Annotated in this window: 21 protein-coding genes and 2 pseudogenes; 7 read left to right on the top strand and 16 right to left on the bottom strand. The window is 71.9% G+C overall.

Translation table 11 applies throughout. The features are described 5' to 3' along the window. Positions 1-20: 20 nt before the first annotated feature. The 6 genes from IPQ09_24705 (at position 21) to IPQ09_24680 (ending at position 7,708) form a co-directional block, all read left to right on the top strand. Entirely contained in the window at positions 21-2,300 is a 2,280-nt protein-coding gene (locus tag IPQ09_24705; GenBank protein MBL0197369.1) for a S9 family peptidase, read from the top strand. A 126-nt stretch (positions 2,301-2,426) separates the two neighbouring features. Beyond that, positions 2,427-2,708: a hypothetical protein gene (locus IPQ09_24700; GenBank protein ID MBL0197368.1), complete on the top strand. Its 282-nt coding sequence runs from the start codon at positions 2,427-2,429 to the stop codon at positions 2,706-2,708. Positions 2,709-2,843: 135 nt separating this feature from the next. After that, positions 2,844-3,302 carry a hypothetical protein gene (locus tag IPQ09_24695; GenBank protein MBL0197367.1) on the top strand — a complete coding sequence of 153 codons (459 nt, stop codon included), beginning with the start codon at positions 2,844-2,846 and terminating at the stop codon, positions 3,300-3,302. Between the two features lie 276 nt (positions 3,303-3,578). Then, positions 3,579-4,559: a hypothetical protein gene (locus IPQ09_24690; GenBank protein ID MBL0197366.1), complete on the top strand. Its 981-nt coding sequence runs from the start codon at positions 3,579-3,581 to the stop codon at positions 4,557-4,559. A gap of 97 nt (positions 4,560-4,656) precedes the next feature. Beyond that, positions 4,657-6,579: a DNA mismatch repair protein MutS gene (locus tag IPQ09_24685; GenBank protein MBL0197365.1), complete on the top strand. Its 1,923-nt coding sequence runs from the start codon at positions 4,657-4,659 to the stop codon at positions 6,577-6,579. A 127-nt stretch (positions 6,580-6,706) separates the two neighbouring features. Continuing rightward, positions 6,707-7,708, top strand: coding sequence for a hypothetical protein (locus IPQ09_24680; protein ID MBL0197364.1), 1,002 nt, complete (start codon positions 6,707-6,709; stop codon positions 7,706-7,708). 112 nt (positions 7,709-7,820) lie between these two features. On the opposite strand, the gene IPQ09_24675 is transcribed toward IPQ09_24680, so the two are convergent. From IPQ09_24675 to IPQ09_24600, 16 genes and pseudogenes are all read right to left on the bottom strand, one after another. Continuing rightward, positions 7,821-8,069, bottom strand: coding sequence for a MoaD/ThiS family protein (locus tag IPQ09_24675; protein MBL0197363.1), 249 nt, complete (start codon positions 8,067-8,069; stop codon positions 7,821-7,823). Further along, positions 8,069-8,542 (bottom strand): MogA/MoaB family molybdenum cofactor biosynthesis protein, encoded by a 474-nt coding sequence (locus tag IPQ09_24670; GenBank protein ID MBL0197362.1) that lies wholly within the window; start codon positions 8,540-8,542, stop codon positions 8,069-8,071. Before IPQ09_24670 ends, IPQ09_24675 begins: the two co-directional genes overlap by 1 nt. A gap of 170 nt (positions 8,543-8,712) precedes the next feature. Beyond that, positions 8,713-9,114: pseudogene (locus tag IPQ09_24665) on the bottom strand (molybdenum cofactor biosynthesis protein MoaE). Continuing rightward, complete coding sequence (gene moaC / locus IPQ09_24660) at positions 9,111-9,587, bottom strand: cyclic pyranopterin monophosphate synthase MoaC (GenBank protein ID MBL0197361.1); 477 nt, start codon at positions 9,585-9,587, stop codon at positions 9,111-9,113. The pseudogene IPQ09_24665 and the gene moaC overlap by 4 nt, the downstream one beginning before the upstream one ends. Before the next feature lie 110 nt (positions 9,588-9,697). Then, positions 9,698-10,948, bottom strand: a complete 1,251-nt coding sequence (locus IPQ09_24655) for a molybdopterin molybdotransferase MoeA (protein MBL0197360.1) — start codon at positions 10,946-10,948, stop codon at positions 9,698-9,700. A gap of 200 nt (positions 10,949-11,148) precedes the next feature. Further along, a pseudogene (genX, locus tag IPQ09_24650) lies at positions 11,149-12,092 on the bottom strand (EF-P lysine aminoacylase GenX). A gap of 26 nt (positions 12,093-12,118) precedes the next feature. Continuing rightward, the gene (locus tag IPQ09_24645) at positions 12,119-12,799 is read right to left on the bottom strand and encodes a TetR/AcrR family transcriptional regulator (GenBank protein ID MBL0197359.1); all 681 of its coding nucleotides are present in this window, start codon (positions 12,797-12,799) and stop codon (positions 12,119-12,121) included. A 77-nt stretch (positions 12,800-12,876) separates the two neighbouring features. Then, positions 12,877-13,137 (bottom strand): flagellar biosynthetic protein FliQ, encoded by a 261-nt coding sequence (locus IPQ09_24640; GenBank protein ID MBL0197358.1) that lies wholly within the window; start codon positions 13,135-13,137, stop codon positions 12,877-12,879. A 1-nt stretch (position 13,138) separates the two neighbouring features. Beyond that, positions 13,139-13,573 (bottom strand): hypothetical protein, encoded by a 435-nt coding sequence (locus IPQ09_24635; protein ID MBL0197357.1) that lies wholly within the window; start codon positions 13,571-13,573, stop codon positions 13,139-13,141. A 109-nt stretch (positions 13,574-13,682) separates the two neighbouring features. After that, positions 13,683-14,282: a CDP-diacylglycerol--glycerol-3-phosphate 3-phosphatidyltransferase gene (pgsA, locus tag IPQ09_24630; GenBank protein ID MBL0197356.1), complete on the bottom strand. Its 600-nt coding sequence runs from the start codon at positions 14,280-14,282 to the stop codon at positions 13,683-13,685. Positions 14,283-14,533: 251 nt separating this feature from the next. Continuing rightward, positions 14,534-16,378 carry a tetratricopeptide repeat protein gene (locus IPQ09_24625; protein ID MBL0197355.1) on the bottom strand — a complete coding sequence of 615 codons (1,845 nt, stop codon included), beginning with the start codon at positions 16,376-16,378 and terminating at the stop codon, positions 14,534-14,536. Positions 16,379-16,411: 33 nt separating this feature from the next. Further along, the gene (locus tag IPQ09_24620) at positions 16,412-17,263 is read right to left on the bottom strand and encodes a CPBP family intramembrane metalloprotease (protein ID MBL0197354.1); all 852 of its coding nucleotides are present in this window, start codon (positions 17,261-17,263) and stop codon (positions 16,412-16,414) included. Positions 17,264-17,278: 15 nt separating this feature from the next. After that, the gene (locus IPQ09_24615) at positions 17,279-17,791 is read right to left on the bottom strand and encodes a biotin/lipoyl-binding protein (GenBank protein ID MBL0197353.1); all 513 of its coding nucleotides are present in this window, start codon (positions 17,789-17,791) and stop codon (positions 17,279-17,281) included. Positions 17,792-18,615: 824 nt separating this feature from the next. After that, complete coding sequence (locus IPQ09_24610; protein ID MBL0197352.1) at positions 18,616-19,386, bottom strand: ATP-binding protein; 771 nt, start codon at positions 19,384-19,386, stop codon at positions 18,616-18,618. Further along, positions 19,383-20,873, bottom strand: coding sequence for an IS21 family transposase (locus IPQ09_24605; GenBank protein MBL0197351.1), 1,491 nt, complete (start codon positions 20,871-20,873; stop codon positions 19,383-19,385). The genes IPQ09_24610 and IPQ09_24605 overlap by 4 nt, the downstream gene beginning before the upstream one ends. After that, positions 20,870-21,238 carry a hypothetical protein gene (locus IPQ09_24600; GenBank protein MBL0197350.1) on the bottom strand — a complete coding sequence of 123 codons (369 nt, stop codon included), beginning with the start codon at positions 21,236-21,238 and terminating at the stop codon, positions 20,870-20,872. The genes IPQ09_24605 and IPQ09_24600 overlap by 4 nt, the downstream gene beginning before the upstream one ends. A 793-nt stretch (positions 21,239-22,031) precedes the next feature. Between IPQ09_24600 and IPQ09_24595 the strand changes: the two genes are divergently transcribed. After that, entirely contained in the window at positions 22,032-22,241 is a 210-nt protein-coding gene (locus IPQ09_24595; GenBank protein MBL0197349.1) for a type II toxin-antitoxin system HicA family toxin, read from the top strand. Positions 22,242-23,817: the final 1,576 nt, after the last annotated feature.

The raw sequence follows: 23,817 nt of genomic DNA, 5'->3' as shown, positions 1-23,817 counted from the left end.
AAGTCGGCATGCTCGGCCCCATGCGAACTGGTGCGCGCCTCTCCGTCTCCCGCCTCGCGCGGCTCCTCACCTGCGGGCTCGGCCCGGCGCTGACGCTCGTCGTCGTGTCGGGCGTCGCTGGTTGCGTGGGCGCGCCCCCGCCGCCCCCGCTCCCGCCGCCGACGGTCGCGATCCCGGATCCGTCCATACCGCTCGCCTCGTCGGAGCCGTCGGGGCCGATGAGCGCGAGCGTGGTGGGACCGAACCTCACCGCGCCACCCCACGTGGGGCGCTTCGCCGACCAGATCGACCCGTTTCGGTGGCTCGAGGACGGCGAGAGCGCCGAGACCCGCGCCTTCACCGAGCGCGAGAACGCGCGGACGCGCCAGGTGATCGACGCCATCCCGGGGCGCGCCGCCTTCCGCGCCGACATCGAGCGCTTCCTGCAGGTGGGCACGCTGGGCGCGCCCGCGGTGCGTCGCGCGAAGGCGGGCGTGCTGCGCTATTTCCACACGAAGCGTGAGGGCGCGCAGAACCAGTCGACGCTCTACGTTCGCGACGGGCTCCGCGGCCGCGACCGCGTACTCCTCGACGTGTCGGCGCTGTCGGCCGACGGCACGAGCGCGCTCGACTGGTGGTTCCCATCGCGCGATGGCGCGTGGGTCGCGTGGGGGCGCAGCGAGAGCGGCAGCGAAGAGAGCGTCCTTCACCTGCGCGACGTGGAGACCGGCCGCGACCACGAGCTGCGCATCGACCGGACGCGCCACGCCTCGGTCGCGTGGAAGCCCGACGGCTCGGGCTTCTACTACTCGCGCTACCCGAAGAAGGGCACCGTGCCCTCGGGCGACGAGAAGTACGGCGCGAAAATTTTCTACCACGACCTCGCGAGCCGCGACCCCGACGCCGACCCCGTGGTGTTCGCGGCGAGCGTGAAGACCGACGTGCCCAGCGTGAGCATCAGCCCGAACGGCAAGTGGCTCGCGTTCCACGTGCACCAGGGCTGGGACAAGAACGAGCTCTACCTCCAAGACGCCACCACGCCGGGCGCCCCGCGGGTGCCCCTCGCCGTGGGAAAAAAGGCCCTGTTTTCGGCGGCCCTTCGCGACGAGGGGCTCTTCATCCACACCAACGACGGCGCCCCCAAATACGAGCTCTACGCGGCGGACTACGCGCACCCCGAGCGCGCGGCGTGGCGCAAGGTGCTCGCCGAGGCGAAGGAGCCCCTCGAGGACGTGGCGATCACGAAGCAAGAGATCGTGGCCACGTACCTCGTGGACGCCGCCACCAAGGTCGTGCGCTTCGGTCACGACGGCACGAAGAAGGCCGAGGTGCGGCTCCCCGAGGCCAGCACCGCCCACGTGAGCGCAGGCCTGGACGGCGAGGAGCTCTTCGTGCGTGACGAGAGCTTCGCGCGCCCATCTCGCGTGCAGGTGCTCGACGCGCGCGGCGGGCTGCAGCCGTGGGACAAGGTCGGCGCGACGTTCTCGGCGGGCGACGTGCAGGTGAAGCGGCTCTTCGCCACGTCGAAGGACGGCACGCAGATCCCCCTCTTCGTGATCTCGAAGGGCCCGCTGCGCTCCCTCGGCTCGTCCGGCGCGCGCGGCGCCAGCGGCGCGGCCACGGTGCTCTACGGGTACGGTGGCTTCAACGTGAACCAGCGCCCCGCGTACAGCGCCCGCGTGATGAGCGTGCTCTCGCGCGGGGGCGTGTGGGCGCACGCCGTCTTGCGGGGCGGCGGCGAGTACGGCGAGGCGTGGCACGAGGCCGGCATGCTCGCGAAGAAGCAGAACGTGTTCGACGACTTCTACGCGTGCGCCGAGAAGCTCGTCGCCGAGGGGATCACCTCGCGCGAGAAGCTCGCGGCGATGGGCGGCTCGAACGGCGGCCTGCTCGTCGCGACCGCGCTCACGCAGCGGCCCGAGCTGTTCCGCGTGGGCCTCTCGCTCGTGCCGCTCACGGACATGCTGCGCTACCACCTGTTCCGCATCGCGAAGCTCTGGATCCCCGAGTACGGCGATCCGGAGGCCGCCGCCGCGCGGGAGTGGCTCTACGCCTACTCGCCCTACCACCACGTCACGAAGGGCACGCGCTACCCGGCCGCGCTCTTCACCACCGCGGAGAGCGACTCGCGCGTGGACCCCATGCACGCCCGCAAGATGGCGGCGCGCCTCGCCGCCGCGCAGTCCGACGCGACGAGGCCGGTGCTCCTGCGCGTCGAGGCCAAGGCCGGCCACGGCGCGGGGAAGCCCGTAGGGAAGCTGGCGGAGGAGATGGCCGACGAGCTCGGGTTCATGCTGAACGAGCTCGGACAGAAGCTGTGAGCGCGTTCCGTGCTGCGCACGGGAGCAGTGGTGAACTTGGGCGAAATAATCATTAAAAACAGCACTTTAGCAAAAATCGGCGCCACATTTTGGACGTCCGTTCAGTGGTGAACGTAAGGTGCGTACATGCACCTCGAAGCCTCCCTCCTCCGCGCCATCGCCCGCCTCTCCCGCCAAGGCCGCCGAGCCACGCTGCCTGAGCTCGAGCTCCGCGTCCTCGGCGAGCCCGACGCCCTCCGCGCCGCCCTTGGCCGGCTGAACGTCGCGTCGCTGCTCACGGTCCACGGGTCCGAGGTCCGCCTGACCCTGGCGGGCCTCGCCGTCGCCGTGTCCACCGCGGCCCACCGCCGCGAGCCCCGCGCGGCCACCGCCGCGGGCGAGCGTCGGGGCAAGCGCCGCGCGGCGTGACGAGGCGTCGGCTCACGACGCTGCGGGCACGGGCCGAAGGAGCATGAGTCCCTCCCGCGGGCGTCGGCGCGCAGCGAGGGACCTCTCGCAGGGCAGTGCTAGAGTCCCACCTCCGCGAGCGCGTCGGTGGGCGCGGTGATCCTGGCGAAGAGGGTGACGCTCGAGGAGAACCTCTTCTTCGGAGTGGGGCCGGGGATCGGCGTGCGCGTCTACACCGCGCGCGGCGCGCAGCCGGCGTCCGCCGTGGGCAACGTCTTCGCGACGGTCCAATTTAGCCCCGAGGTGGCCAATTTCCTCGGACCCTTCGGCGAGCCGCACACCCGGACATTCGCGGCCGATTGGCCTTCGCCGGCCGCGAACAACCGCGCGGTCCGTGAGCTCTCGCAGGTCCTCGTCGATCCGAACTTCGCCGACTGGCACAGCGCTCCGACCGTGAAGCTCGATCTGCCCTCGAACGCCTACTGCTCAATCACAAATCACGTCCCCAACGCCCAGACCACCCCCAAGGACGACTTCCTGAGGCGACCGCGGACAGGGTCGACGGTCTCCGCGGGGGCGTTCCAGTTTCAGGGCACGAGCTGCTCCTCGCCCTGACGCCTCGGCGAGTCCGGCGCCGTGCGCCCTGCGCCGTTGGCCGTCTTTCCCCCGCGAACCCTGCGCCGCGGCGCGCCTCGCCGTAGGGCTCCTCCCTGGCACCCCTCCTCGAACGGTGAGGCCCTCCGTGTTCCTTCGCCGAAGCGGGTCAGCGTCTGCTTGCCGAAGCTCAAGCGTCTTCAAGCGACACACAAGGTAAGCGAGCTTGACGTCGACCTGGGCCACGCGCCGTCTTCGCTGTCGCGTCGGAGCGCGCGGTGCGCATAGCCTGTCTCGATGGTGAACCTGTCGGGGCTCGCGTCCGCGGTTCGTGACGGGGGGCTCGCCTCCGCCGTCGCGGCCGGCTTCGCTGCGCTTGGGGTGCTCGTGGCGCTCGCGGGGGCCGTCGCGTTCGTCGCGTCGCGGCGGCTCGTCCACCCCTTGGGGGTCGCGGCGCTCGCGCTCGCGGCGCTCGCGGCGGGCTCGGGGCTCGCGGGGACGGTCGCGCTTCGGCGGAGCGCCGGCGTCGAGCTCGCGGCGATCGAGAACGAAGCGGCGCGTGAGCACAGGCTGCGACCGGCGCACGCCGCGGCGGCGGCCTCGGCGGAGGTCGGAGCGTGGGGCGGCGGGCTGGCGGCGACCCTCGGCTTGCTGGTGGCCCTCGTGGGCGTGGCGGGAGGCCGGCGAGCGTCCCCGTCCAGCGCTGAGCCGGCGCCGTCGCCGCCCGCGGCCGATCGCGGCCGGCTCGCCCTCGTCGGTGTGGCGGCCGTGCTCTCGCTGGGGCTCGTCGGCGGCGCGGCGAGGGTGGGCGCCTCGGAGAGGCCCGCCGGGCGCTACCCGGTCGAGACCTTCGGACGTCCCCCGTTCAGCGACCACGAGACGCGCGCGTGGGACGTCGCGATCGCGCTGGAGGTCGTCAAGAAATACCCCGATCGGGGCTGCGATGCGCTCGACGCGGCGCTCTCCTCGTTTGACGACGGCGAGGGCGCGGACCGGGCCCGCCGCGATCGCGCGCTCGAGGGCGTCTCGCCCGACTGGCGACCCACGGCCCGCAGGTGCGCGACGCGCATGGCCGAGAACATCCGACGGCGCGCGCCAGGCGAGGCGTGCGTGACCAGGCTCCCTGGCACCTATCCCCCCGACGAGGCCACGCTCCTCGACTGCCTCCTCCCGCTACCCTGGACTCTGGAGCGACTGCGGACCTCCCCGCTCGTCCACGACGACGCGACCTGGGCCGAGATCACGGGCGCCGCCTCGAAGGGCCCGCCCTCGAGGTGACGCGCGGATCACGGCGGGTCGCGGCGGGGTCCGCCCGCCACGCGTGGGCAAGAAGCTTCGCGCGGCGTGACCTTGGCCTGATAGGTTCGCGGGCTCCATGACGCGTGAGCCCAGCCCCCCGTCGTCTCCGGAGGGCGAGACCCCCTCGGAGGAACAAAAGCACTACCGCGCGCGCCGCGCCGCGCGCGCGGCCGACGCGGCGCGCCTCACCGCCCGCGCGAACCTCATCTCCACCCTCCGGGTCGTGGCGTTTCTCGCGGCCATCGTCGGCGTCGGGTTCATGGTGTGGTCGCCGGCGCCGCCTGCCGCGTGGGCCGCCCCGATCGCCGCGATGGCGGGGTTCTTCGCCCTCGTGGTCGTCCACGCGCGCGTCCACGAGCAGCGCGAGCGAGCGCTCGCCTCGGTCGCGTATTTCGAGCGCGCCCTCGCGCGACTCGCGGGCGAATGGAAAGACTCTCCGTCACGGGGCGATCGCTTCATGGTGGGCGCAGAGGAGCACCCGTTCATCGACGACCTCGACATCTTCGGGAAAGGCTCGCTGTTTCAGCTCATCGACGCGACGTCGACGAAGCGCGGCGAAGAGCTCCTCGCGTCGTGGCTCACCGGCGGCCTCGACGCGGAGCCCCCGTCCCGCACGCGGGAGCGCCAGGCGGCTGTGCGCGAGCTCACGACCGCCCACGATCTCCGGGAGCAGCTCGCGGTCTCGGGCGCGCTCCTCTCCGACGGCGACAAGCCCGATCCCACGCCGTTCGCGGCCTGGGCCGCGGCGCCAGCGGTGGTCGCGTCGCCCGCCGTCCGCGTGGCGGCGTTCGTGATCCCCGCCTTCACGCTCGCCGCGCTGGTGCTCGGCCAAGCGAAGGTCGTGCCGTGGTGGTGGTTCTTCGTGCCCCTCGCGGCGGGCCTCGCGGTGACCCGGGCCTTCCGCGCGCGGGCCGACGCGGCGCTCTCGGTCGCGTCGTCCCGAGAGAGCGCCCTCGGCCGCTACGGCGAGATGCTCGAGCGCATCGAGGCCCACAGGTTCGAGGCCGCCGCCCTCGTGAAGCTGAAGTCGGACCTCGAGTCGACGGGCGCCAGCGCCACCCACGAGATGGCGCGGCTCGGGCGCATCGTGGCGTTCGTCGACGCGCGGCAGAACGAGTTCTTCAAGCTCTTCGTGTCGCCCGCGCTCCTGTGGGACGTGCACTGCGCCGTGGCGCTCGAGGGCTGGCGCGCGCGCGTTGGGCGGGCGGCCGGCGCGTGGTTCGCCGCGCTCTCCGAGATGGAGGGCTACGCGAGCCTCGCCACCTTCGCGTTCGAGAACCCCACGTACACGTACCCCGAGCTCACCGACGCCGCGCGCTTCGACGCCACGCAGCTCGCCCACCCGCTCTTGCGCAAGGGCCAGCGTGTCGGCAACGACGTGGCCCTCCAGGGGCGAGGCACCGCCCTCGTGGTCACGGGCTCGAACATGTCCGGCAAGTCGACGCTGCTCCGCGCGCTCGGCACGAACGCGGTGCTCGCGAGGGCCGGCGCCCCCGTGTGCGCCGAGCGCCTCGCGCTCGGGCGCTTCGTGGTGGCGAGCAGCATGCGCGTGCGCGACTCGCTCGACGACGGCGTCTCGCGGTTCTACGCCGAGCTGAAGAAGCTCAAGGTGGTGCTCGACCTCGCGCGCCGCCAGCGGGGCGAGCGGGACCACGCGGACGAGGCGGGCGGGACCGCCGTGTTCTTCCTGCTCGACGAGATCTTGCACGGCACGAACACCCGCGAGCGCCTCATCGGGGCGCGCGCGCTGGTGCGCGAGCTCGTGTCGCTCGGGGCCGTGGGCGCGGTGTCGACCCACGATCTGGCGCTCGGAGAGCTCGAGGCCGAGCTCGCCGGTCACGTGCGCAACGTGCACCTCGAGGAGCAGGTCGAGGGCGAGGTGATGAGCTTCGACTACCGGCTGCGTCCGGGCGTCGTTCGGAGCTCGAACGCGCTCCGGTTGATGCGCGTCGTGGGCCTCGGGGTCGAGTTCGAGGTCCCTGAAGCGCCACCAAAATGACGCAACGCATGCGAAAACCTGAATGGTTCTCGCGATGCGTCAATTTTCGGTGCGCGCATGTGAGAATCGGGTTGACGGAGTAGGATACTGAAGTACATAAGCGCGCAACCCAACAGGAGTCGTCCCCATGCGCGCCCACCTCTTCGCCTTCGCCGGAATTTTTGCCTCCTTCACCGCCCTCGCGGGCTGCGCCGCCGAGACCACGACCGCCGACCTCGAAGAGGAGACGGGCGAGTCGGAGGAGGCCCTCGTCGCCAACGGCAACACCGGCTTCTTCGTCGTGACGCACCGTGACTTCCGCCGCTGCGTGTCGCCCCTCTGCGGCGGCGTGTGGGTGAAGCGCGTGAACGAGTCTCGCACGTACTGCGGCAACGGCACCTACGGCGCCGAGTGCTACGTCGCCGCGACCGACCTCGTCCCCACCGGCCTCGACCAGGCCGAGCGCGAGGCCTTCCTGCAGAAGTTCGAGTCGGGCACGGCGCTCGTGCGCGGCACGATGCGCACCATGAGCTTCAACGGCACGCGCCTCGGCAAGCTCCGCGCGATCGAGGCCTGGGCCGGCGCCGGCGAGGCCGCCGTGACCGACGCGACGTTCTACCGCACGGCCGACAACGGCATCCGCTGCATCAAGGCGCCGTGCCCGTCGACCACCGCGTACACGCTGAACTCGCGCGACTCGCACAACATCCTCCGCGTCGACCTCGACGGCGTCGCGGCCGACCGCAGCGAGCTCGCGGCGGCGCACGCGGCCCTGGGCACGCGTGAGGGCATCCTCGTGGCCGGCGGCCTGGCCCTGCCGAAGTGTATGCCGAACGCGGCCGACTGCGGCCCGTTCGTCAACGCGGACGAGCTCTACCTCCGTCAGACCCACAAGGTGTCGACCGTCGGGCAGATGTGCGGCACGCGCGGCGCGTCGCCCTGCGGCGCCGGCGAGTTCTGCTCGTACCCTCTCACCGCGGATTGCGGCCGCACCGACCGGCCCGGCACCTGCGCTATCCGCCCCGAGGCGTGCATCGCCCTCTACCAGCCGGTCTGCGGCTGCGACGGCCGCACCTACGGCAACGCCTGCTCCGCGGCCTCGTCCGGCATCTCGGTCGCGTCCAACGGCGAGTGCCCCACGCCCCGCTGAGCGTCTCGCGGGTCCTCGCGATCTCACCGACGCCGCCCGCGAGCCTCTCGCGTGGCGGCGTCGTCGCGTCGAGCGCGACCCGTCCCCGTGGCGTCGCCGCGTGGCGGTCGCCTCAGCCGCCGGAGACGGGTGGCACGAGCGCGAGCACGTCGCCCTCCGCGAGCGCGACGTCGAGCGCCGTGAAGCGCTCGTTGCGCGCGATACGCACGCTCCCCATGCGGCCCGCGAGCCCCGGATAGGCCGCCTCGACGGCGTGGACGAAGTCGGCCACGGTCGGCGCGTCGCCAGGCACCTCGACGGTGGCTTCCCCTACGCCCGCGAGGTCTCGGGTGACCGCGAAGAAGAGGGCCTGCACTCGCATCAGCGTGACTCCTTGTCGGGCGGCGAACGCAGCAGCGCGACGGCGTGCACGAGCAGCGGCGCGACGAGGGCGCGCGCCCCGAGCCGGGCGGCGTTCGTGCTCCCGGGCAGCGCGAACACGAGCATTGAGCCCACGACCCCCGCCGTCGCGCGCGAGAGCATGGCCCGCGGCCCGACCTCGTCCCACGAGAGGCGCCGGAACGTCTCGCCGAAGCCGTCCAGGGTGCGGTCGAACATCGCCGTGACGGCCTCGAAGGTCGTGTCGCGGGGGGCGATGCCCGTGCCCCCGGTGAGCACCACGGCGTCGGCGTCCTCGGCGGCGCGGCGCAGCACCTCGCGCACAGCCTCCGGGTCGTCGCGCACGAGCTCCCGGCGCACGCACGTGAACTCGGCGAGCTCCTCGACCAGCGCGCGCCCCGAGGTGTCGTTCTCCGAGGTGCGCGTGTCGCTGACCGTGACCGTGACGACGCGAATGGCGCGCTTCGCGTCGGGCGTCTCGGGCCTCGCGGCGCGCGCGGCCTCGACGGTCGCGTGCGAGTGCGACGAGTGCGAGTGCGAGTGCGACGAGTGCGAGCGCGCGAGTGCGAGTGCGAGTGCGACGAGTGCGAGCCATGGCCCTCGGGGCTGCAGCGCGCGTCCACCCAGCCCACCCACACCGGGCCGTCCTCGCCGTGCTCGCGCTTCCAGATGGGCACGTCCGCCTTGATGCGATCGATGAGCGCGCGCGAGGCCGTGAAGGCGTCGGGCCGGTGCTTCGAGCTCGCGGCGCACACCACGGCGAGATCGCCCACCGCGAGCTCGCCGACGCGGTGCGCGACGGCGAGTCGCACCCCGGGCAGCTCGCGGGCGATGCCCTCGATCACGCGGTGCATTTCGGCGAGGGCCATGGGCTCGTAGGCGGTGTAGTCGAGGCGCTGAACTCGCCGGCCCTCGTTCTCCTCGCGCACCACCCCGAGGAAGAGCACCACCGCGCCGGCGCCCGCGTGCGCGACCGCGGCCGTGACCTCGTCCACCGAGAGGGGCTCGTGTTTCAGCCAGGCGGTCATCGTTGGATCTCCTTCGCGGCGCGCGGCGCGCGCGGGGCGGGTGCGGCGGCCTCGCGCTCGAACGTGCCGCTCCTCCCGCCTTCCTTGCGGACGAGCGCGACATCGAAGGTCATCGAGCGATCGACGGCCTTCAGCATGTCGTACAAGGTGAGCGCCGCCACGCTGACCGCGGTGAGCGCCTCCATTTCCACTCCCGTGGGGCCGTGGCAGCGCACCAGGCTGCGCAGCGTGACCGACCGCGCCTCGAGCGTCGCGTGCAGCTCGACCTTCGAGAGCGCGAGGGGGTGACAGAGCGGGATGAGATCGCTCGTCTTCTTGGCGGCCATGATGCCCGCGATGCGGGCCGTGGCGAGGACGTCGCCCTTCTCGGCGCGGCCCTCGCGGAGGAGCGCGAGCGTGGCGGGCGCGAGGGTGAAGCGCGCCTCGGCCTCGGCCGTGCGTGTGGTGGGCGCCTTGTCGCCCACGTCGACCATGCGCACCTCGCCGCGCGCGTCGACGTGCGTGAGCGCGGCGCCCTCGTGGGTCTTCGCGCGGGCGCGCGTGGCGCGGGGCGCGCTCGTGGCGGAGCGGGCCTGCGTGCGCTTCACTGGAGCCCGAGCTCGGTGAAGGGGTACACGACCGCCGCGTCGCCCGCGCGGAGCCCCGCGGACTCCAGGGGCACGGCGAGCAGCGCGTCGGCCCGCGCCATGCCGAGGCTCGCGCCGCTCGCCTGGTGGGTCACGGCGCCCGCGCAGAGGGCCCCGTCGACCACCGACAGCGCGGCCCGCACGAGCTCGAGGCGCCCGGGCTCGTGCGCCACGTCGTGGAGCACGCGGGCGGTGAGCGCGCGGGGCAGCGGCGCGCGCTCGCCGCCGAGCGCCCGGAGGAGCGGCACCCCGAAGAGCGCGAAGGTGACCATCGCCGAGGCCGGGTTGCCGGGGAGCCCCAGGAACAGCGAGGCCCCGCGCGCGCCCACCGCGAGCGGCTTGCCGGGCTTGATCGCGACCTTCCAGAAGTCGAGCGTGGCGCCCGCGTCGGCGAGGGCGTCGCGCACCACGTCGTGGTCGCCCACGCTCACGCCGCCCACGGTGAGCACCAGCTCCGAAGTGGCGAGCGCCTCGCCCAGCGCGCGCGCCGTCGCCGCGCGGTCGTCGGGGAGGGTGCGGCGGGCGATCACCGTGGCGCCCGCGCGCCTCGCCATCGCCACGAGGGCGACGCTGTTGCTCTCGGGCAGCTGCCCACGCGCCCTGGGCGCGCCCGGGGGCACGAGCTCGTCGCCCGTGGTGAGCAGCGTGACGCGCGGCCTCGCGAACACCTCGAGCGTGGGGCGATCGCACGAGGCGGCGACCCCCAAGGCCGCGGGCCCGAGCCGTGCACCGGCCGCGAGCGCGAGCTCCCCCGCGCGGAGATCGCTGCCGCGGCGCCGCACGCACTGGTACGGCCGCGCAGCCGCCTCAAAGCGCGCCCCCGGCCCGCCCGCGCCCGTGAGCGCAGCGACCCGCTCTTGCATCACCACCGCGTCGGCGCCAGAGGGCAATTCTGCACCGGTAAAAATGCGCATCGCCGTGCCGCTCGCGAGAGGGCTCACGGGGTGCCCGGTGCGGCTCTCGCCCACCACGCGGAGCACACCCCGTGCCTCTCCGGGGCTCGCGAGCGCGGCCTCGAGGCCGGCGGCCGAGAGCGCGTAGCCGTCCATCGTGGAGGCGTCGAACGGCGGAAGGTCGTCGGGCGCGAGGAGGTCCTCGGCGAGCACGCGGCCGTCGGCGTCGTCGAGCGGCACAGCCTCGATCGGCGGCGGGCCCGCGCGCCCCGCGAGATCGAGCAGGCGGAGCCGCGCTTCCTCGAACGTGAGCATCCGCCCTCACTAGCCTCGAAGCCGCCCGCGTGGCGAGGAGAACCGCCAAGTGAGCCCCGAAGGGGCGAACGAAGGTCGAGGGCGAGCCCCGAAGGGGCGAACGAAGGTCGAGGGCGAGCCCGAGCCGAAGGCGCGGTCTCGCCATGAACGTAGGAGGCGCCGGTCGCGCGAGGTGGGAGGGCGCGTCGCGTCGCGCGTCGTCAGAGCTCGTCGTCGGTGAACGCGATCACCTCGCCGATGCGGGTCGTCCCGGCGGCCAGCGCCGCCAGTCGGTCGAGCCCCATCGCGTTGCCGGAGCACGGCGGGAGCCCCGCGGCGAGGGCCGCGAGGAAGCGCTCGTCGAGGGGGTACACGGGCAGGCCGCGGGCCACGCGCGCGGCCTGGTCCGCCAGCAGCCGCGCGCGCTGCTCCGCTCGCAGGTGAGCTCGCCGAAGCCGTTGCAGAGCTCGACGCCCGCGACGTAGAGCTCGTAGCGCTCCGCCAGGTGCGGCGCCTCGGGCACGCGCCGCGCGAGCGACGCCTGCGACGCGGGGTAGTGGGTGAGGAACACCGCGTGGTCGAGCGCCGCGAGCCCCGGCTCCACCTGGTCGACGAGCACGCGGAAGAAGGTGTCCTCGTCGCGCTCGGCGAGCTCGAGCACTCGCGCCTCTTCCAGGCCCGCGAAGCGCGCGAACGCCTCGCACACCGTGAGGCGCGCGAAGGGCGGACGGGTGGAAATGCGGCGCGCGCGTGGCTCACGGAGGCGCACCTCGCCGCCGGTCACCTTGGCGACGAGCTGCTCGGTGTCGCGCATCGTGTCGGCCATCGAGCCCGGCGATCGGTAGAACTCGACGAGAGAGAACTCCGGGTTGTGGCGCTCGCCTCGCTCGTCGTCGCGGAAGGCGCGTGTCAGCTGGAAGATGCGCCCCGCCCCGCGCTCGCCCCCCGCGAGGAGGCGCTTCATCTGGTACTCGGGCGAGGTGATGAGGTAGCGGTTGGGCGACCGCGTCTTCACCTCGAACGCGGCGAGGTGCACGTCGAGGCCCGGTGACGGCACGAGGCACGGCGTCTCCACCTCGACGAACCCGCGCGACACGAAGAACGCGCGCACGTCGCAGAGCACCCGCGCGCGGAGCTCGAGCTGCTTGCCCTTCGCGAGGCTCACGCGCACCTCACTCGCTCACGCTCGCCTCACGCAGACAGCCCTCGCAGGAGCACGTCGGCGAGCTGTTTGGCCGCGCGGCCCAGGGCGCCGTGCTCGGCGCGGCCGAGGGCCCACGTGAGGACGATGCCGTCGAGCGCGCCGAACGTGGCGCGCGCGATGAGGCTGGGCGACACGTCGGTGCGAAACATCCCTTTGGCCTGCCCCTCGGCGACGACCCGCGCGATGGCGTCGAGGTACTCCAAGAAGCGAGGCGCCGCGTACTCCTTCATCAGCTTCGTGGACTGGCGCAGGATGACCGTGATGACCTCGGCCAGCTCGCGCTCGCCCTCGAGCAGGCCGAGCTGGAGCTCGATCACGGCGCGCAGCCGGGCGCTCGCGTCGGGGTACTTCGGGAGCTCGCGCTCCATGTACGCGAGGAGGCGCTCTACGCGGTCCTCGAAGAGAGACACGAGCAGCTCGTCTTTCGAGCGGAAATACAGGTAGATCGTGCCGTCGGCGACGCCCGCGGCCTTCGCGACCTCGCTCACCCGGGTCGCGTGGAAGCCGCTCCGCGCGAAGACGCGAACGGCCGCGCTGAGGATGCGCTCGCGCTTGTCGCCGCTGCGGCGCGCGGGGGGGCCGTCCTGCGCGACGGGCGTGGCGACGCGCGTGGTGCGCTTGGCGGCGGGCTTCGCGCGCTTGCGGGCGGTGAATGAGGATTCAGTCACTTCTTCGTGGCTACCAAAGGCGACCCCGCGGGTCAACCCACCGGCGCGGGCGTCAGCCTCGAGGGTGGGCGTGGCCTTCAGCCGGCGGCGGCGAGGAGCACGCGCGTCGCGAGCTCGGCGAGCGCGTGGCCCATCCACGGCGCGGCGACGCCCAACGCGAGCGCGCCCGCGAGGACGCGGGGCAGGTGGGAGACCGCGGGGTCTTGGATCTGCGTCGCGCCTTGGAACGCGCCCACGACCAGCCCCACGAGGAGCGTCGCCAGCAACACGGGGAGCGAGAGGAGCACCGCCAGGAGGAGCGCGCCTTGAGCGTGACCGACCAGCGACGCGGCGGACACGTCAGCCGCCGTCGATCGGCGCGTCGGTCGAGGCGTCGGCCCCTGTCTCGGCGGCCGGCGCGTCGGCCCCCGTGTCGGCGGCGGGGGCGTCCGCGGGGGCGTCGCCGGAGGCGTCGGCCGGGGTCGCGTCGGGCGTGGGGCCGGCCTCGGCGGGCACGGGCACCACCGCGCCGCCACCCGGGGCCTGGCACGCAGCGACCGTGGGGGCGCCGACGAGCGGGCAGCACAGGTCGTCTTGCGCGCCGTTGAGCTGCCCCTTCGGCTTGCAGACGAGGCCCTCTTGGCAGTCGTCGTTGCCGGCGTTGTCGCCGAGGATGTTGCAGCGCTGTCCCTCGCTCTGGTTCGAACAAGAGGCCTGTCCGAGGAGGACCGCCAGCCCGAGGGCGAGGGCCGCCGTGGCGGCGCCGAGGCGCGCGGGTGCGAGGTTCCGCTTCATGGCGCGGAACTTCGCATAGGTGAGCGCGCCTTGGCAAGCGGGCGCGCGGGGGTGGGGGCGGTCGCCGCGCCGGCCTTCGAGCGGCGGGCGCGCAGCGCGGCGCGCGGACTCAGGACGGGCCGACGTCGGACTCGGGGGATAGATCGGACGTGGACGCCCGCTCCTTCGCGAGCTTCTTGTCCTTCGCCTCGACCGCTGCGCCGAAGATGCGCATGTAGTCGATCGCGCTCGCGAGGGAGAAGAACAGCGAGAGGTAGACGAGCCCGCGCCCAACACGCGCGAGGTCGACGATGCCGAGGTCGATGAACCCGAGGTACCTCATGGGGTACGGGAAGCCGACCAGGATGGCGATGACCCCCACCATCTGCAGGGCGGTCTTGGTCTTCCCCTCTTGGCCAGCCGAAATCACGACGCCCTCGCTCGCGGCGACGCTGCGCAGGCCCGTGATGGTGATGTCGCGGCCGAGAATGACGACCACCACCCACGCAGGCACGCGGCCGAGGGGCACGAGGTAGATGAGCGACGCCATCACGATGAGCTTGTCGGCGAGCGGGTCCATGAACTTGCCGAGCACGCTGACGATGCCCATCTTGCGCGCCAGATAGCCGTCGAGCGCGTCGGTCAGGGCCGCGAACGTGAACACCAGGGCCGCGAAGAAACACCCCCGCGGCGTGTTCGACTGGAGCAAGGCGAGGCACGCCGGGATCATCAAGATGCGCGCGAACGTGATCAGGTTCGGGAGGTTGAGTGCGTCCTCGGCGAGCGAGCGGCGCCGCGCGCGCTTGGCTGTCAGATCGCGCGGGGGCGCGCTCAAATCGCTCTCGTGTTCGGGGACCACGGCGTGACGATAGACCGATTCGGGGCGGCGTGCGCCTTTTGCGCGCGGCCCCACGGCCCCGCGGCGGTGCCGTCGGCGCGCCTGCGCGAAGGAGCGAACAGGGAAATCGAGAACCCCCCGGATCAGAGGCCGGAGACGAACACGCTGCCCTCGCCCTGGAAGCGGACGAGGCCGTGGTGCGCCCCGGGCGCGTCTGCCGGGAGCACCGGGGTGATGTCGAGGACACCGAGCCAGCCGACGACCACCTCGCGGCGCACCACGATGGCGCTCGCGGGCGTCACCGCCAGCGTCACGAGCGCGCTCGACGTCTCGAGGACGAGCGCGCCCGCTCCGGCGAAACGCACGACGCCTAGCTCCGCGGAGCCGAGGGCGACCCGTTCATTCTCGTAGGCGAGCGAGAGCTGGAAGCCGAGCACGCGGTCTTCGCGGACGCTGCAGGGAGCCCCGTCGAGCGTGAAAGACCAGAGCGTATGGCCGGGCTTCGGGCCGACCACGAGGTGCCCCTCGCCCACGAGCTCGACGAGCGGGCTGCCGAGGCCGCCGAAGGTCTCGCCCAGCGAGGCGCCGCGCTGCTTGCGCTCCAGGATCTTGGAGTCGAGCGCGCCCGACATCGCGCGGATGCTCTCGAGTCGGGTGGCGAAGGGGACCGCGACCGTGGGGCGCGCGACGACGACGCCGCTCGCGTGCAGGCTTACGGCGCCGTCGCCGGGCGCGACGAGCGCCGCGGCCCTGGCGAAGTGGGCGGCAGACGGCGGGGGAAACACGCTGGGAGCCGGGACGGCGCCGGGGGGCGTCGACACGAGCCGCCCCGCGGACCACGAGAGCGCCGGCTCCTCGATCGTGGGGAGCCGCTGGGACGAGGGGAGGCGCAGGCTCACGGGCGCGAGCTCGGCGCCCGCGGTCGCGGCGCCGGGCGGCGGAGGGCCCACGATGAGCGTCTTTCGACGGGTTGGAGGCTCGGGGGTCGGCGGCGCCGCGGGGATCGCCCGCCGCGACGGCGGCGCGACGGGAGGGAGCACCGAGGGAGGGGCCGAGTCGCGCGCGCGCGGTGCGCGCACCGACGGCGGCGGCGGGGCAGGTCGCGGGAGCGCCGGCGGAGGCGGTGGACCGTCCCGGGTCGATGGGGGATGGGTGAGGATCGCGTGGGCGCGCGTGGAGGTTGGGGTGCTTCGCGGAGTGGCTGGGGGAGGGGCGTCGGGAGCCTCGGTGAGCTCGGGGCCGGGCTCGAGCGGGGAGGAAGCGTGCTGCCATGGGGCCGCGGGCGCGGCGCCCGCCGCGTCGAGCTGGTCGGCCTCCGCCGCTTCCGCGGCCGCCGCGAGGTCGTGGAGCCCGCCCGGCGCAGGCCGCGTCCCCTCCGCCGCCGGAGTCGGGGCCGGAGCAGGGGGGGCCGTGGGGGCCCCGTGCGTCGCGCCCTTTCGTGCGGCGAGCTGCTCCATGACGCGGCGGGCGAGGTGCCCGTGCCCGCTCTTTTCGAAGGCCGCCTGGGCCTCCCCTAGCTCGCCCAAGCGCTCGTGGCATAGCCCCAAATACCCCCACGCGCGGAGGTGGTCGGGGCTCTCCGCGACCAAGGCGAGGAGCTGCGCGCGCGCCTGCTCGGGGGCGTCGGACTTGAGGTGACAGAGCGCCAGGTTCAGCTGCAGCGCCGGATCACGTGGGCTCGACTCCTGGAGCTGCTCGTAGATGGCGATGGCGCGCGCGAAATGCCCGACCCGGAAGTACACGGCGGCGAGCAGGTCTTGCCCCTTCTGGTCGCCTGGCTTGCGCAGGAGCGCCTGCTCGAGCTCCTCTTTCGCCTCGTGCTCGCGCCCGTCCTGGAGCAGCTCGCTCCCACGGTAGAGGTGAAAGAGGAAATTCTCGTCGTCCTCGGGCTCGGACTCACCGCGCTCGGGGCGCGGTTCGCGCGAGGCTCGGTTGCGGGCGCTCCGAGGCCCGTTCCGCGCGCTCATCGGCTCGTCCCCGCGGCCCATAGGAATAAGCTAACGCGTTCGAGGGTCTCGCACTCAATTTCCGTCGGACATCGTGGTCGGGATCGGCTCGCGGGCGCGGACGACCAGGCAGGCTACGAGCGAAGCGCCGAGCACGCCGGCCGCTGCGCCCCCCACGAAGGGCCCGGCGCCGTTGCCACCGAGCAGGGTGGATGACCCCGCGAGCTCGAACACACCGCCTCGGAGCACGCTGCGCGTCATGAAGAGCCACCCGGCGTGCGCCGCGCACGCGAGGACCGCGCCGCGGTCGTGCAGCCAGAGGGCCGCCATGAGCGCCCCGAAGAGGCCCGCCACGAGCACCTCGAGGGGCGTCGCCCCGGGCATCGCCGCCGTCGCGGCCGCTCCCGCCAGGCCGGCGGCGAGCAGACGAAGGTAAGGGTACTTGACCTTCTCGGTGATCCGGAGCACGAGCCCACGGTAGTAGAGCTCGTGCGACACGGCGGTGGCAGCTGCCGAGAGCGCGCCCGCGGCGAGCGTCGTCGGCACCAGGCCGCCCGGCTCGAACCGACCGGTCCCGGTGGCGAGCAGCACCGCCGTCGTCAGCGCGGCGGCGCCCGCGCCGAGCGCGAAGCCTCGCGCGGCGCGCGCGGCGGGCGAAGGGGGTTCCGGGGCGTCGCTGGCGCGCTCGGCCGTCCAGCGCACCCCGAGGCGGGACATTCCCCATTCGGCGATGACCGCTTGGGCGATCATGGCTGCGAGGCCGTAGCTCGCGAGCAGCGCCGCCGCGAGGAGGCCGCAGGCGTGGAAGAACAAACCCGCCGCCGCGATCCGCGCCGCGTTGCCCGTGGTCATGGGCGCCGCGTCGAGGTCGGGCTCCTTGCCCGCGCTGCCGGTCGGCCCCGGCGCGTCCGCGTGCTGCTCGCTCATGGTCGTGGGCCCTCGCTACGCGAGCGTGAGCAGGCGCGCGTTGCTCTCGACCGTGGCGCCCTCGGTCACGTGGACGGTGAGCACCGTGCCGTCTGCCCTCGCCTTGACCTCGTTTTCCATCTTCATCGCCTCGAGAACGAGCAGCGGCTGGCCTGCGATCACGGCGTCGCCAGGCTTCGCGAGCACGCGCACGACGCGTCCGGGCATCGGCGCCTTGAGGGTCTTGTCGCCGCCGCCGCCGCCGGACGTCTTGGTGCGCGCCGCGGCGCGCTGGCGCTCGCTCTCCACCCGCACGTACGAGCGGTGGCCGCTGGCGATGGCGCCCAGCTCCGGCGGTGCTCCCTCGGTGGTGAGGTCCACCACCCGGCCGTCGACCCGGATCGACAGCGAGGGGCCGACCTGCTCGGCGTCGACCTCGACGCGCCGCCCCTCGATCTCGACCTGCAGCGCGCCGCTCGGCAGCTCGCGGATGTCGACGGTCGTGACGGCCTCGGGGGTCGCGGGATCGAAAGAGACGAAGTAGCGCATGGTCGGCTCGGGGCGAGGGCGGTCGGAAGGGGTCGGCGGGGGCGCGGCGTCCCCTTCCTAGCACTAGTGCGGGACTTCCTTCTCGCCGTAGTGGTCGCTGGCCGAGGGAGAGGGGCGTGGCTCCCGCCGGCGACGCCCTACAACCCCGGCCACGGACCGGTCACCCAGGGCCGAAGTCCCATGGCAGCCCGGCTTGAGGACTGGCAGGAGGTGGCGGTGGCGGCGGTGGCGCGGGCTGAGGCAGAACAATCGAATATTGCTGGTCGGAAGGGGCTGACTGTTGCTTAAGAAATGGGATCTGGACGACCTAACGAAGGGTGAGCTCTTGAAATTCTCCACGAATCTGGAGCGGTCATTGTTCATGGATACCAGCACCGCATTTGTCGCCAATCCGTCATACTACGCCCGCTCATCAGCTAGAGGGGCACTATATGGCTCTTGATGCACCCACTGGCGATTTGGCCTGGACTTCGTTATCCCATCTTCGAGCACAGGCTGCCTCGTTCGACGTGAGCTGGTACAACATCTTGTCGACAGCGTATCGGCTGCAATGCTAACGTTGGAGGACGGGACGCGCCCAGGGTTGCAGGCTCGATGACCAGGTTTGGGTGTAACCACGTGAGAGGGCGCGCGCGTACGGAGCTCGTCCATCCCGCGAGCAGGCGGTGAGGCGACCGCGCGAGAGGGGTGTACACGCCCGGGAAGATCCGCGGCGGATTGGCCCGCCTCGCGAGCGCGTGAAAGACGGGTGCGCCCCGCTCTCATGGAAGCCGAAGGGCGCCGGCGAGAGTCGCGCGGCGCCCTTGGGCTCCTGGGTTGACGGTTCAGGCGCGCTTCTTGGGCGGCCTCGGGGGCGGGGGCTTCGGCGTCGGCCTCGTTCGCTGCCTGTAGGACGGGCCGCGGATGTCGAAGGCGATCATGTTCTCGGTGAAGCGATCCACGAGCGGTACGAGGCAGGCCGCCCCTGGAAACACGTTCGCCCAGTCCTTGAAGGGTAAGTTCGTCGTGAGGATCGTTGACGCGTGTTCGTGTCTTCGGCTGACGATCTGAAAGAGGAGGTCGACGGCGCGTGCGTCGACCGGCTGGTATCCGAGCTCGTCGAGGATGACGAGGTTCGCGGCCGTGTAGCGGCGAAGGCGTCGCTCGACGGCCGGCAACGACTCCTGCCGAAGGAGGTCGGCGAGTGCCGAGGAGAGGTTCGCGAAGACCACGGTGTGCCCGCGCTCGAGCGCTCGCAGGCCGAGGTTCTTCGCGAGCATGGTCTTGCCGACGCCCGCCGGTCCGCGGAAGAGGACGTTCTGCTTGCGAGTCATGAAGCCGAGCCCCAGGAGGTCTTCGTATGTGGCCTCGTCGGCGCTCTGGGGGTAATTCCAGTCGTAGTCGGTCGCGGGCTTCGTCGTGCCGACGCTGGCCTTCTTCGTCCGCGACGCCAGATTGCGCACCTCGCGCTCGCGCCGCTCGAGCGCCGCCCATTGTTCCAGGACCTGGACCGGGCTCGCGTGCGCCTTCGTCAGCTGCGTCAGCAGGGCCTGGAGCTGCTCGGGCGTGGCGCGGAGGCCGAGGCCGTCGAGGAGGTGGTGGAGAGCTTCGGTCATGACGGCGCCTCCTCGCTCGCGTCGGGGTCGTACGACGCGAGGTCGTGCGAGCCGACGTCGCGATCGACGACGCCGCTGGGAAGCGGCAGAGGGAGCGGGATAGGCATGTTGCGTCGCCGCCGCGCCTCTTCGCAGAGCAGGCTGAGCGCGCCGGGGTCATGAGTGCCGTGATCGCACATGACGCGCGTCGCCTCGCGCAGAGTCTCGATACCGTACAGCTCGCGCAGCGTCTTGATGCGGGCGGTCATCGCTCCGACGTTCCGGCCGCGGTCGACGGCGCGCTCGAAGATGATGCGCAGCTCAGGGACATCGACGAAGAGCTGCTCGCGGACTGGAGCTGCGTTCGCGGCCGCGCGCTCCTCAACGAGCGCGCGGCGATGCGACAGGTCTTCGATGCGCTGATGCTTGCCCCAAGAGCGCGCGTGCCGAGCGACCTCGGACCTGCCGTCGACGAGGCGGACGAGCGCGTCGTCCGCGAAGAGCGTCAATGTGCCGCCCGCGTAAGACGAGGGCACTGAGTATCGGTTCGTGGCGAGGTGGATGTTCGCCAGCTTGTCGACTGCGACCGGCGTCACGAGGTCGGCCGACGGCATGTGCGTCGGGAGTGGCAACAACCTCTGCCGCTCTTCTTCCCACACCTCGCGTACGGTTCGCGTCGGCTGGCGAGGATGCCTCCGCGCGCAGACCACCTCGTCGATGTACGTGAGCAAATCGCGGTTGCCCGACTCGATGCTCCGGACCTTCTCCCCGGCGAAGTGACCTTCCTTCAGGTCGCGGATCCCGCGCTCGACGCCGCCCTTGTGCTCTGGCCTGCGAGGCGCACACAGCCTCGGCATGACGTGGAAGGCCGAGGCGAATTCGTGGAGGTCCTTCTGCAGACGCTTGGCACTCCCGAAGCGCTCGACGACGACCGCCTTCGTGTTGTCGAAGAGCCACTCGCGCGGTGTGCCGCCAAAGAAAGTGACTGCGCGCCACAGCGAGCGGCGGAGCGATTCGACGCCCAGCTCGAAGACGAGCTCCGCGTACCGGTAGCGCGAGTACGCGAGCGTCATGAGGAAGACCCACAGCGCGCGCTCCCCTCCCGGCACGGCCAGGACGCCGACCTTGCCCCAGTCGATCTGCGCTTGCTCGCCAGGTAGCCGCTCGCACTCGAGGTACGCGGCGCTGCGAGCACGCGGGCGCACGGTCGCGACGTACCGGCGCACGATCTTGACGCTGCCCGGAAAGCCGCGCTTCTTGATCATCGTGTGCAGGCGCGTAGCCCGGAGCGTCGGGTGCTCGTCGAGCTTGCGCAGCAGAAACGGCTTGTACGGGTCGAGCTTGCTCGCCCGAGGTGGACGCTCCTTCGGGGTGACAGTGTCCGCATCGAGCACTCGCTCGACGACCTCGTGGTGGACGCCGAGCTGGGTGGCGATCGTGCCACGTGGCCAGCCCTCTGCGTGCGCGAGCCTGCGGATCTCCGCTTCGACTTCCTGCGAGATGGTCATCGGAATGCCTCGAAGCAGAGCTGCCTCAGGTCACCGAAGCGGCCGAGCACAGAGAGCCGGCGGCCACCGCGGCGTTCGCGGGGTACGACCGCGACGCTGTAGTGGACGCTGCGCTCGCCCATGCCGAGCGCGTCGAACAGGTGCAGGCTCGAAGAAGAGTCCCTCTCGCCCACACACAAGGCAACAGCGAGCGGCCGCTGGTGCCAGAGCGCAAGGCCCTCGAGCAGCGTCGCCGCCGCCCGCGGGTGCGTCGCCGTCGCTGGCCCGAGGACCGCCCGCAGGAGCTCGTCCCGGCCCTCCATCACGAGCAGTCGCGTGGCGCGCACGCCCGGGTCCATCGTCACCATCAACGGATCGCGTTCCATCGTCGTTACTCCTCGCGACGGGGACGCCCGGGTCCTCCGTGGACGGCGGCGCCTCGTCGCGTGCGCACGAGTTCGCGACCACCGGCAAGTTATTGGAACCAACTTCCATCACGCTCGCGACCCCCGCCCCCCTCGCCGCCGCCTGCCTCGCGGCGATGGCGCGTCGCTCACGGAAGGCCCGCTGGCGGTCGCGGTGGTCTTCGCGGCCGTGCTCCGACCGCTGATGCCTCCGCCGCGACTCGCGCAGCGACGCCGCCCGGCACTCGGCGCTGCAGAGGCTCTGGCCGCGGTAATCACGGCGACAAGCGGCGAACATGCCCTTGCATTGGCCGCAGCGGATCTGGAAGCAAACCTCGGGCTCCACGCGCTCGCCGTCCGCAAGCGCCGCTCACCTTTCTTGCCTCCTCGCACCAGACCAGGCAGGGTGCCAAGGTCGGTGCTCGCCGACGTGAAGGCTCGGGCTGCTACCCGGGCCTTCGATCTTTTTGCGCTCGCCCCTCACCCCTACAGCGGCGCGGTCGGCGGGGCCACTTCGTGGGTCACTTCACCGCGGATCCTGAAGGGCGTGTGCAAGAGCGCGACCGTCCGGTCTGCAGGTGGGTGGGCGCGACGCCTCGGGCACGGGTGGCGAGGCGCTCCGGCCGCGGAACCCGGGCGCCACGACTGAGGGCGAGCCGGTTCGGTCACGGGGCGCGGTCGCCGCGAGCGAGGAGCCGAGCGCGACGTGACGACGGAGAGGCTGCTTCCGTAAAGCCGACTTGACAGAGTGAAGCGGCCGACTAGACTTTGGAAGGTGAAGGCTAGCGAGGTGGTCGCCGAAATCCTCCGGAGAGGGGGGCGTAAGCTACGGCAGAAGGGGTCGCACGCGCGATACGAGTGCGCGTGCGGAACGAATAAGACAACGGTACCGATCCATCCAGGAGAACTGGGCAGAGGTCTTCTGGGAGCGATTGAGAAGGACTTGGAGCCATGCTTCGGAAAGCGCTGGTTGCTAGGGAAATGAAGGTAGTTCTAGAGGCAGACGGAGGTGGGTGGCACGTGCACCTCCCCGAGGTCGCGGGATGTCGTTCGCACGGGCGGTCGATTGCGGAGGCGCGTCGAAACATCCGAGAGGCACTGTCACTGTGCGAAGACGTGCTGCCTGGGGCAGCGGGCATCGCGAGCAAAGTGACGTTCGTGGAGGAGATTCGCATACCCAGGGCGGCGCAGCGAGCGATGACGAGGGCGCTGAAGGCGCGCGTGGAGGCGCAGCGAAAGGATGAGGAGGCCGCCAAGACCGCAGCGGAGGGTGCAAGGGAGTTGCGTCGGGCCGGGCTGTCGCTTCGAGACGCGGGGCTGTTGCTCCAACTCTCGCATCAGCGGATTAAGCAACTAACGGAGTAGGGCCGGGCGATACGATTCTGTCACGGAACCGGGCGCACTCTTGGGGTAACTTATCTTGAGAGTAAATCGATCGCGAAGGCGCCGGCGATGGGGAGGTGTTCCGGTCGCTGCTTGGTTGGAGCGGGCGAGGGAGGGACGCTCCGGCCACGCGAAGGAGGTAAAGCGGGCGAGGGCGCGACGTCCCCGTCCCCGTCCCGGGACTCGGGTGAAGCGGGAAGCGGGAAGCGGGAAGCGGGGGACTCGGGTGCAGTTGGCGAGGGTGCCCCGGTCACGGGACTCGGCCACAGTGGGCGAGGGCGCGATGTCTCGGGACTCGGGTGAAGTTGGCGAGGGCGCGACGCCCCGGTCACGGGACTCAGCCACCAGAGGGCAGTATACTGGGATGTGCGGCGCTGTAAGGCGAGGGTCGGCGGGGCGCGACGAGCATTCGCGGTGCTCAATCGCCGAGGTTCGGCGCGTCACGTGGGGGGGCCGTGGAATCTCGTGGCGGAGTGCACGCGTCTCCAAAGTCCGAAATTGGTACCGCGCGGGAGTTTCCGGTTTTCCCGTCGCAACCGCACACCCACTCCAAAATCGAAGAGTCCGTGCAGCGACCCCAGCGCTCGCACGTCCCTTCGGGCGCCGTGCAGCCAGCCCTGTAGATGCAGTCGAGCCTTGGATCGCATGGCATTGAAGGCGAACAGCGCACGTGAAGCTCGGACGGCAGGGTCGACCCTCTGCAGATGTCACCGGCGTCAACCGAGGTATCCCCTTTGGAAGTGTCACCGGCGTCAACCGAGGTGTCCTCTCTGGAGCCGTCGGCCGCATCCCCCGAGATACCGGGCGCGCCGGCCTCGGGATCATCGGTGGCCGTGGCGGCCGCGCACGAGGCGACAGCCCCCGCCATAGCGAAGATTGCGCCAATAGCGCGAAGTCTACGGATTCCAAAGTTTGGCATGCCGCGTCATTCTACGATGGTATCCTGCTGCGCGCAAGTCGGGGGGCGAGGGCGAGGCGCTCCGGTCACGGGCTGCCGCGAGCGAGGGCGCGAAACGGTTCGACTAAAGGGGCGGCCGAGGCGTGCGAGACGATCCAGCTAAGAAGCGGAGGCGGCCGACGCTCCGGTCACGGATCGACGCCGACGCGTGCGAGGCGCGACTCGACGCAATGGTCTCGGAAGTGGCTGCCCACAGAGAATGAGGACATCTCGCAAACTG

It is taken from the genome of Myxococcales bacterium, from assembly GCA_016720545.1.
Classification (GTDB): Bacteria; Myxococcota_A; Polyangia; order Polyangiales; family Polyangiaceae; genus JAAFHV01.
This window is presented reverse-complemented; position numbering and strand designations above follow the sequence as displayed.

What these genes read in the sequence shown, in the direction of transcription:
- IPQ09_24705 (MBL0197369.1), top strand. Translation starts at nt 21, where the DNA reads ATGCGAACTGGTGCGCGCCTCTCCGTCTCCCGCCTCGCGCGGCTCCTC.
- IPQ09_24700 (MBL0197368.1), top strand. Translation starts at nt 2,427, where the DNA reads ATGCACCTCGAAGCCTCCCTCCTCCGCGCCATCGCCCGCCTCTCCCGC.
- IPQ09_24690 (MBL0197366.1), top strand. Translation starts at nt 3,579, where the DNA reads ATGGTGAACCTGTCGGGGCTCGCGTCCGCGGTTCGTGACGGGGGGCTC.
- IPQ09_24685 (MBL0197365.1), top strand. Translation starts at nt 4,657, where the DNA reads ATGACGCGTGAGCCCAGCCCCCCGTCGTCTCCGGAGGGCGAGACCCCC.
- IPQ09_24680 (MBL0197364.1), top strand. Translation starts at nt 6,707, where the DNA reads ATGCGCGCCCACCTCTTCGCCTTCGCCGGAATTTTTGCCTCCTTCACC.
- IPQ09_24675 (MBL0197363.1), bottom strand. Translation starts at nt 8,069, where the DNA reads ATGCGAGTGCAGGCCCTCTTCTTCGCGGTCACCCGAGACCTCGCGGGC.
- moaC (MBL0197361.1), bottom strand. Translation starts at nt 9,587, where the DNA reads ATGGTCGACGTGGGCGACAAGGCGCCCACCACACGCACGGCCGAGGCC.
- IPQ09_24655 (MBL0197360.1), bottom strand. Translation starts at nt 10,948, where the DNA reads ATGCTCACGTTCGAGGAAGCGCGGCTCCGCCTGCTCGATCTCGCGGGG.
- IPQ09_24635 (MBL0197357.1), bottom strand. Translation starts at nt 13,573, where the DNA reads ATGAAGCGGAACCTCGCACCCGCGCGCCTCGGCGCCGCCACGGCGGCC.
- pgsA (MBL0197356.1), bottom strand. Translation starts at nt 14,282, where the DNA reads ATGATCCCGGCGTGCCTCGCCTTGCTCCAGTCGAACACGCCGCGGGGG.
- IPQ09_24625 (MBL0197355.1), bottom strand. Translation starts at nt 16,378, where the DNA reads ATGGGCCGCGGGGACGAGCCGATGAGCGCGCGGAACGGGCCTCGGAGC.
- IPQ09_24620 (MBL0197354.1), bottom strand. Translation starts at nt 17,263, where the DNA reads ATGAGCGAGCAGCACGCGGACGCGCCGGGGCCGACCGGCAGCGCGGGC.
- IPQ09_24615 (MBL0197353.1), bottom strand. Translation starts at nt 17,791, where the DNA reads ATGCGCTACTTCGTCTCTTTCGATCCCGCGACCCCCGAGGCCGTCACG.
- IPQ09_24610 (MBL0197352.1), bottom strand. Translation starts at nt 19,386, where the DNA reads ATGACCGAAGCTCTCCACCACCTCCTCGACGGCCTCGGCCTCCGCGCC.
- IPQ09_24605 (MBL0197351.1), bottom strand. Translation starts at nt 20,873, where the DNA reads ATGACCATCTCGCAGGAAGTCGAAGCGGAGATCCGCAGGCTCGCGCAC.
- IPQ09_24600 (MBL0197350.1), bottom strand. Translation starts at nt 21,238, where the DNA reads ATGGAACGCGATCCGTTGATGGTGACGATGGACCCGGGCGTGCGCGCC.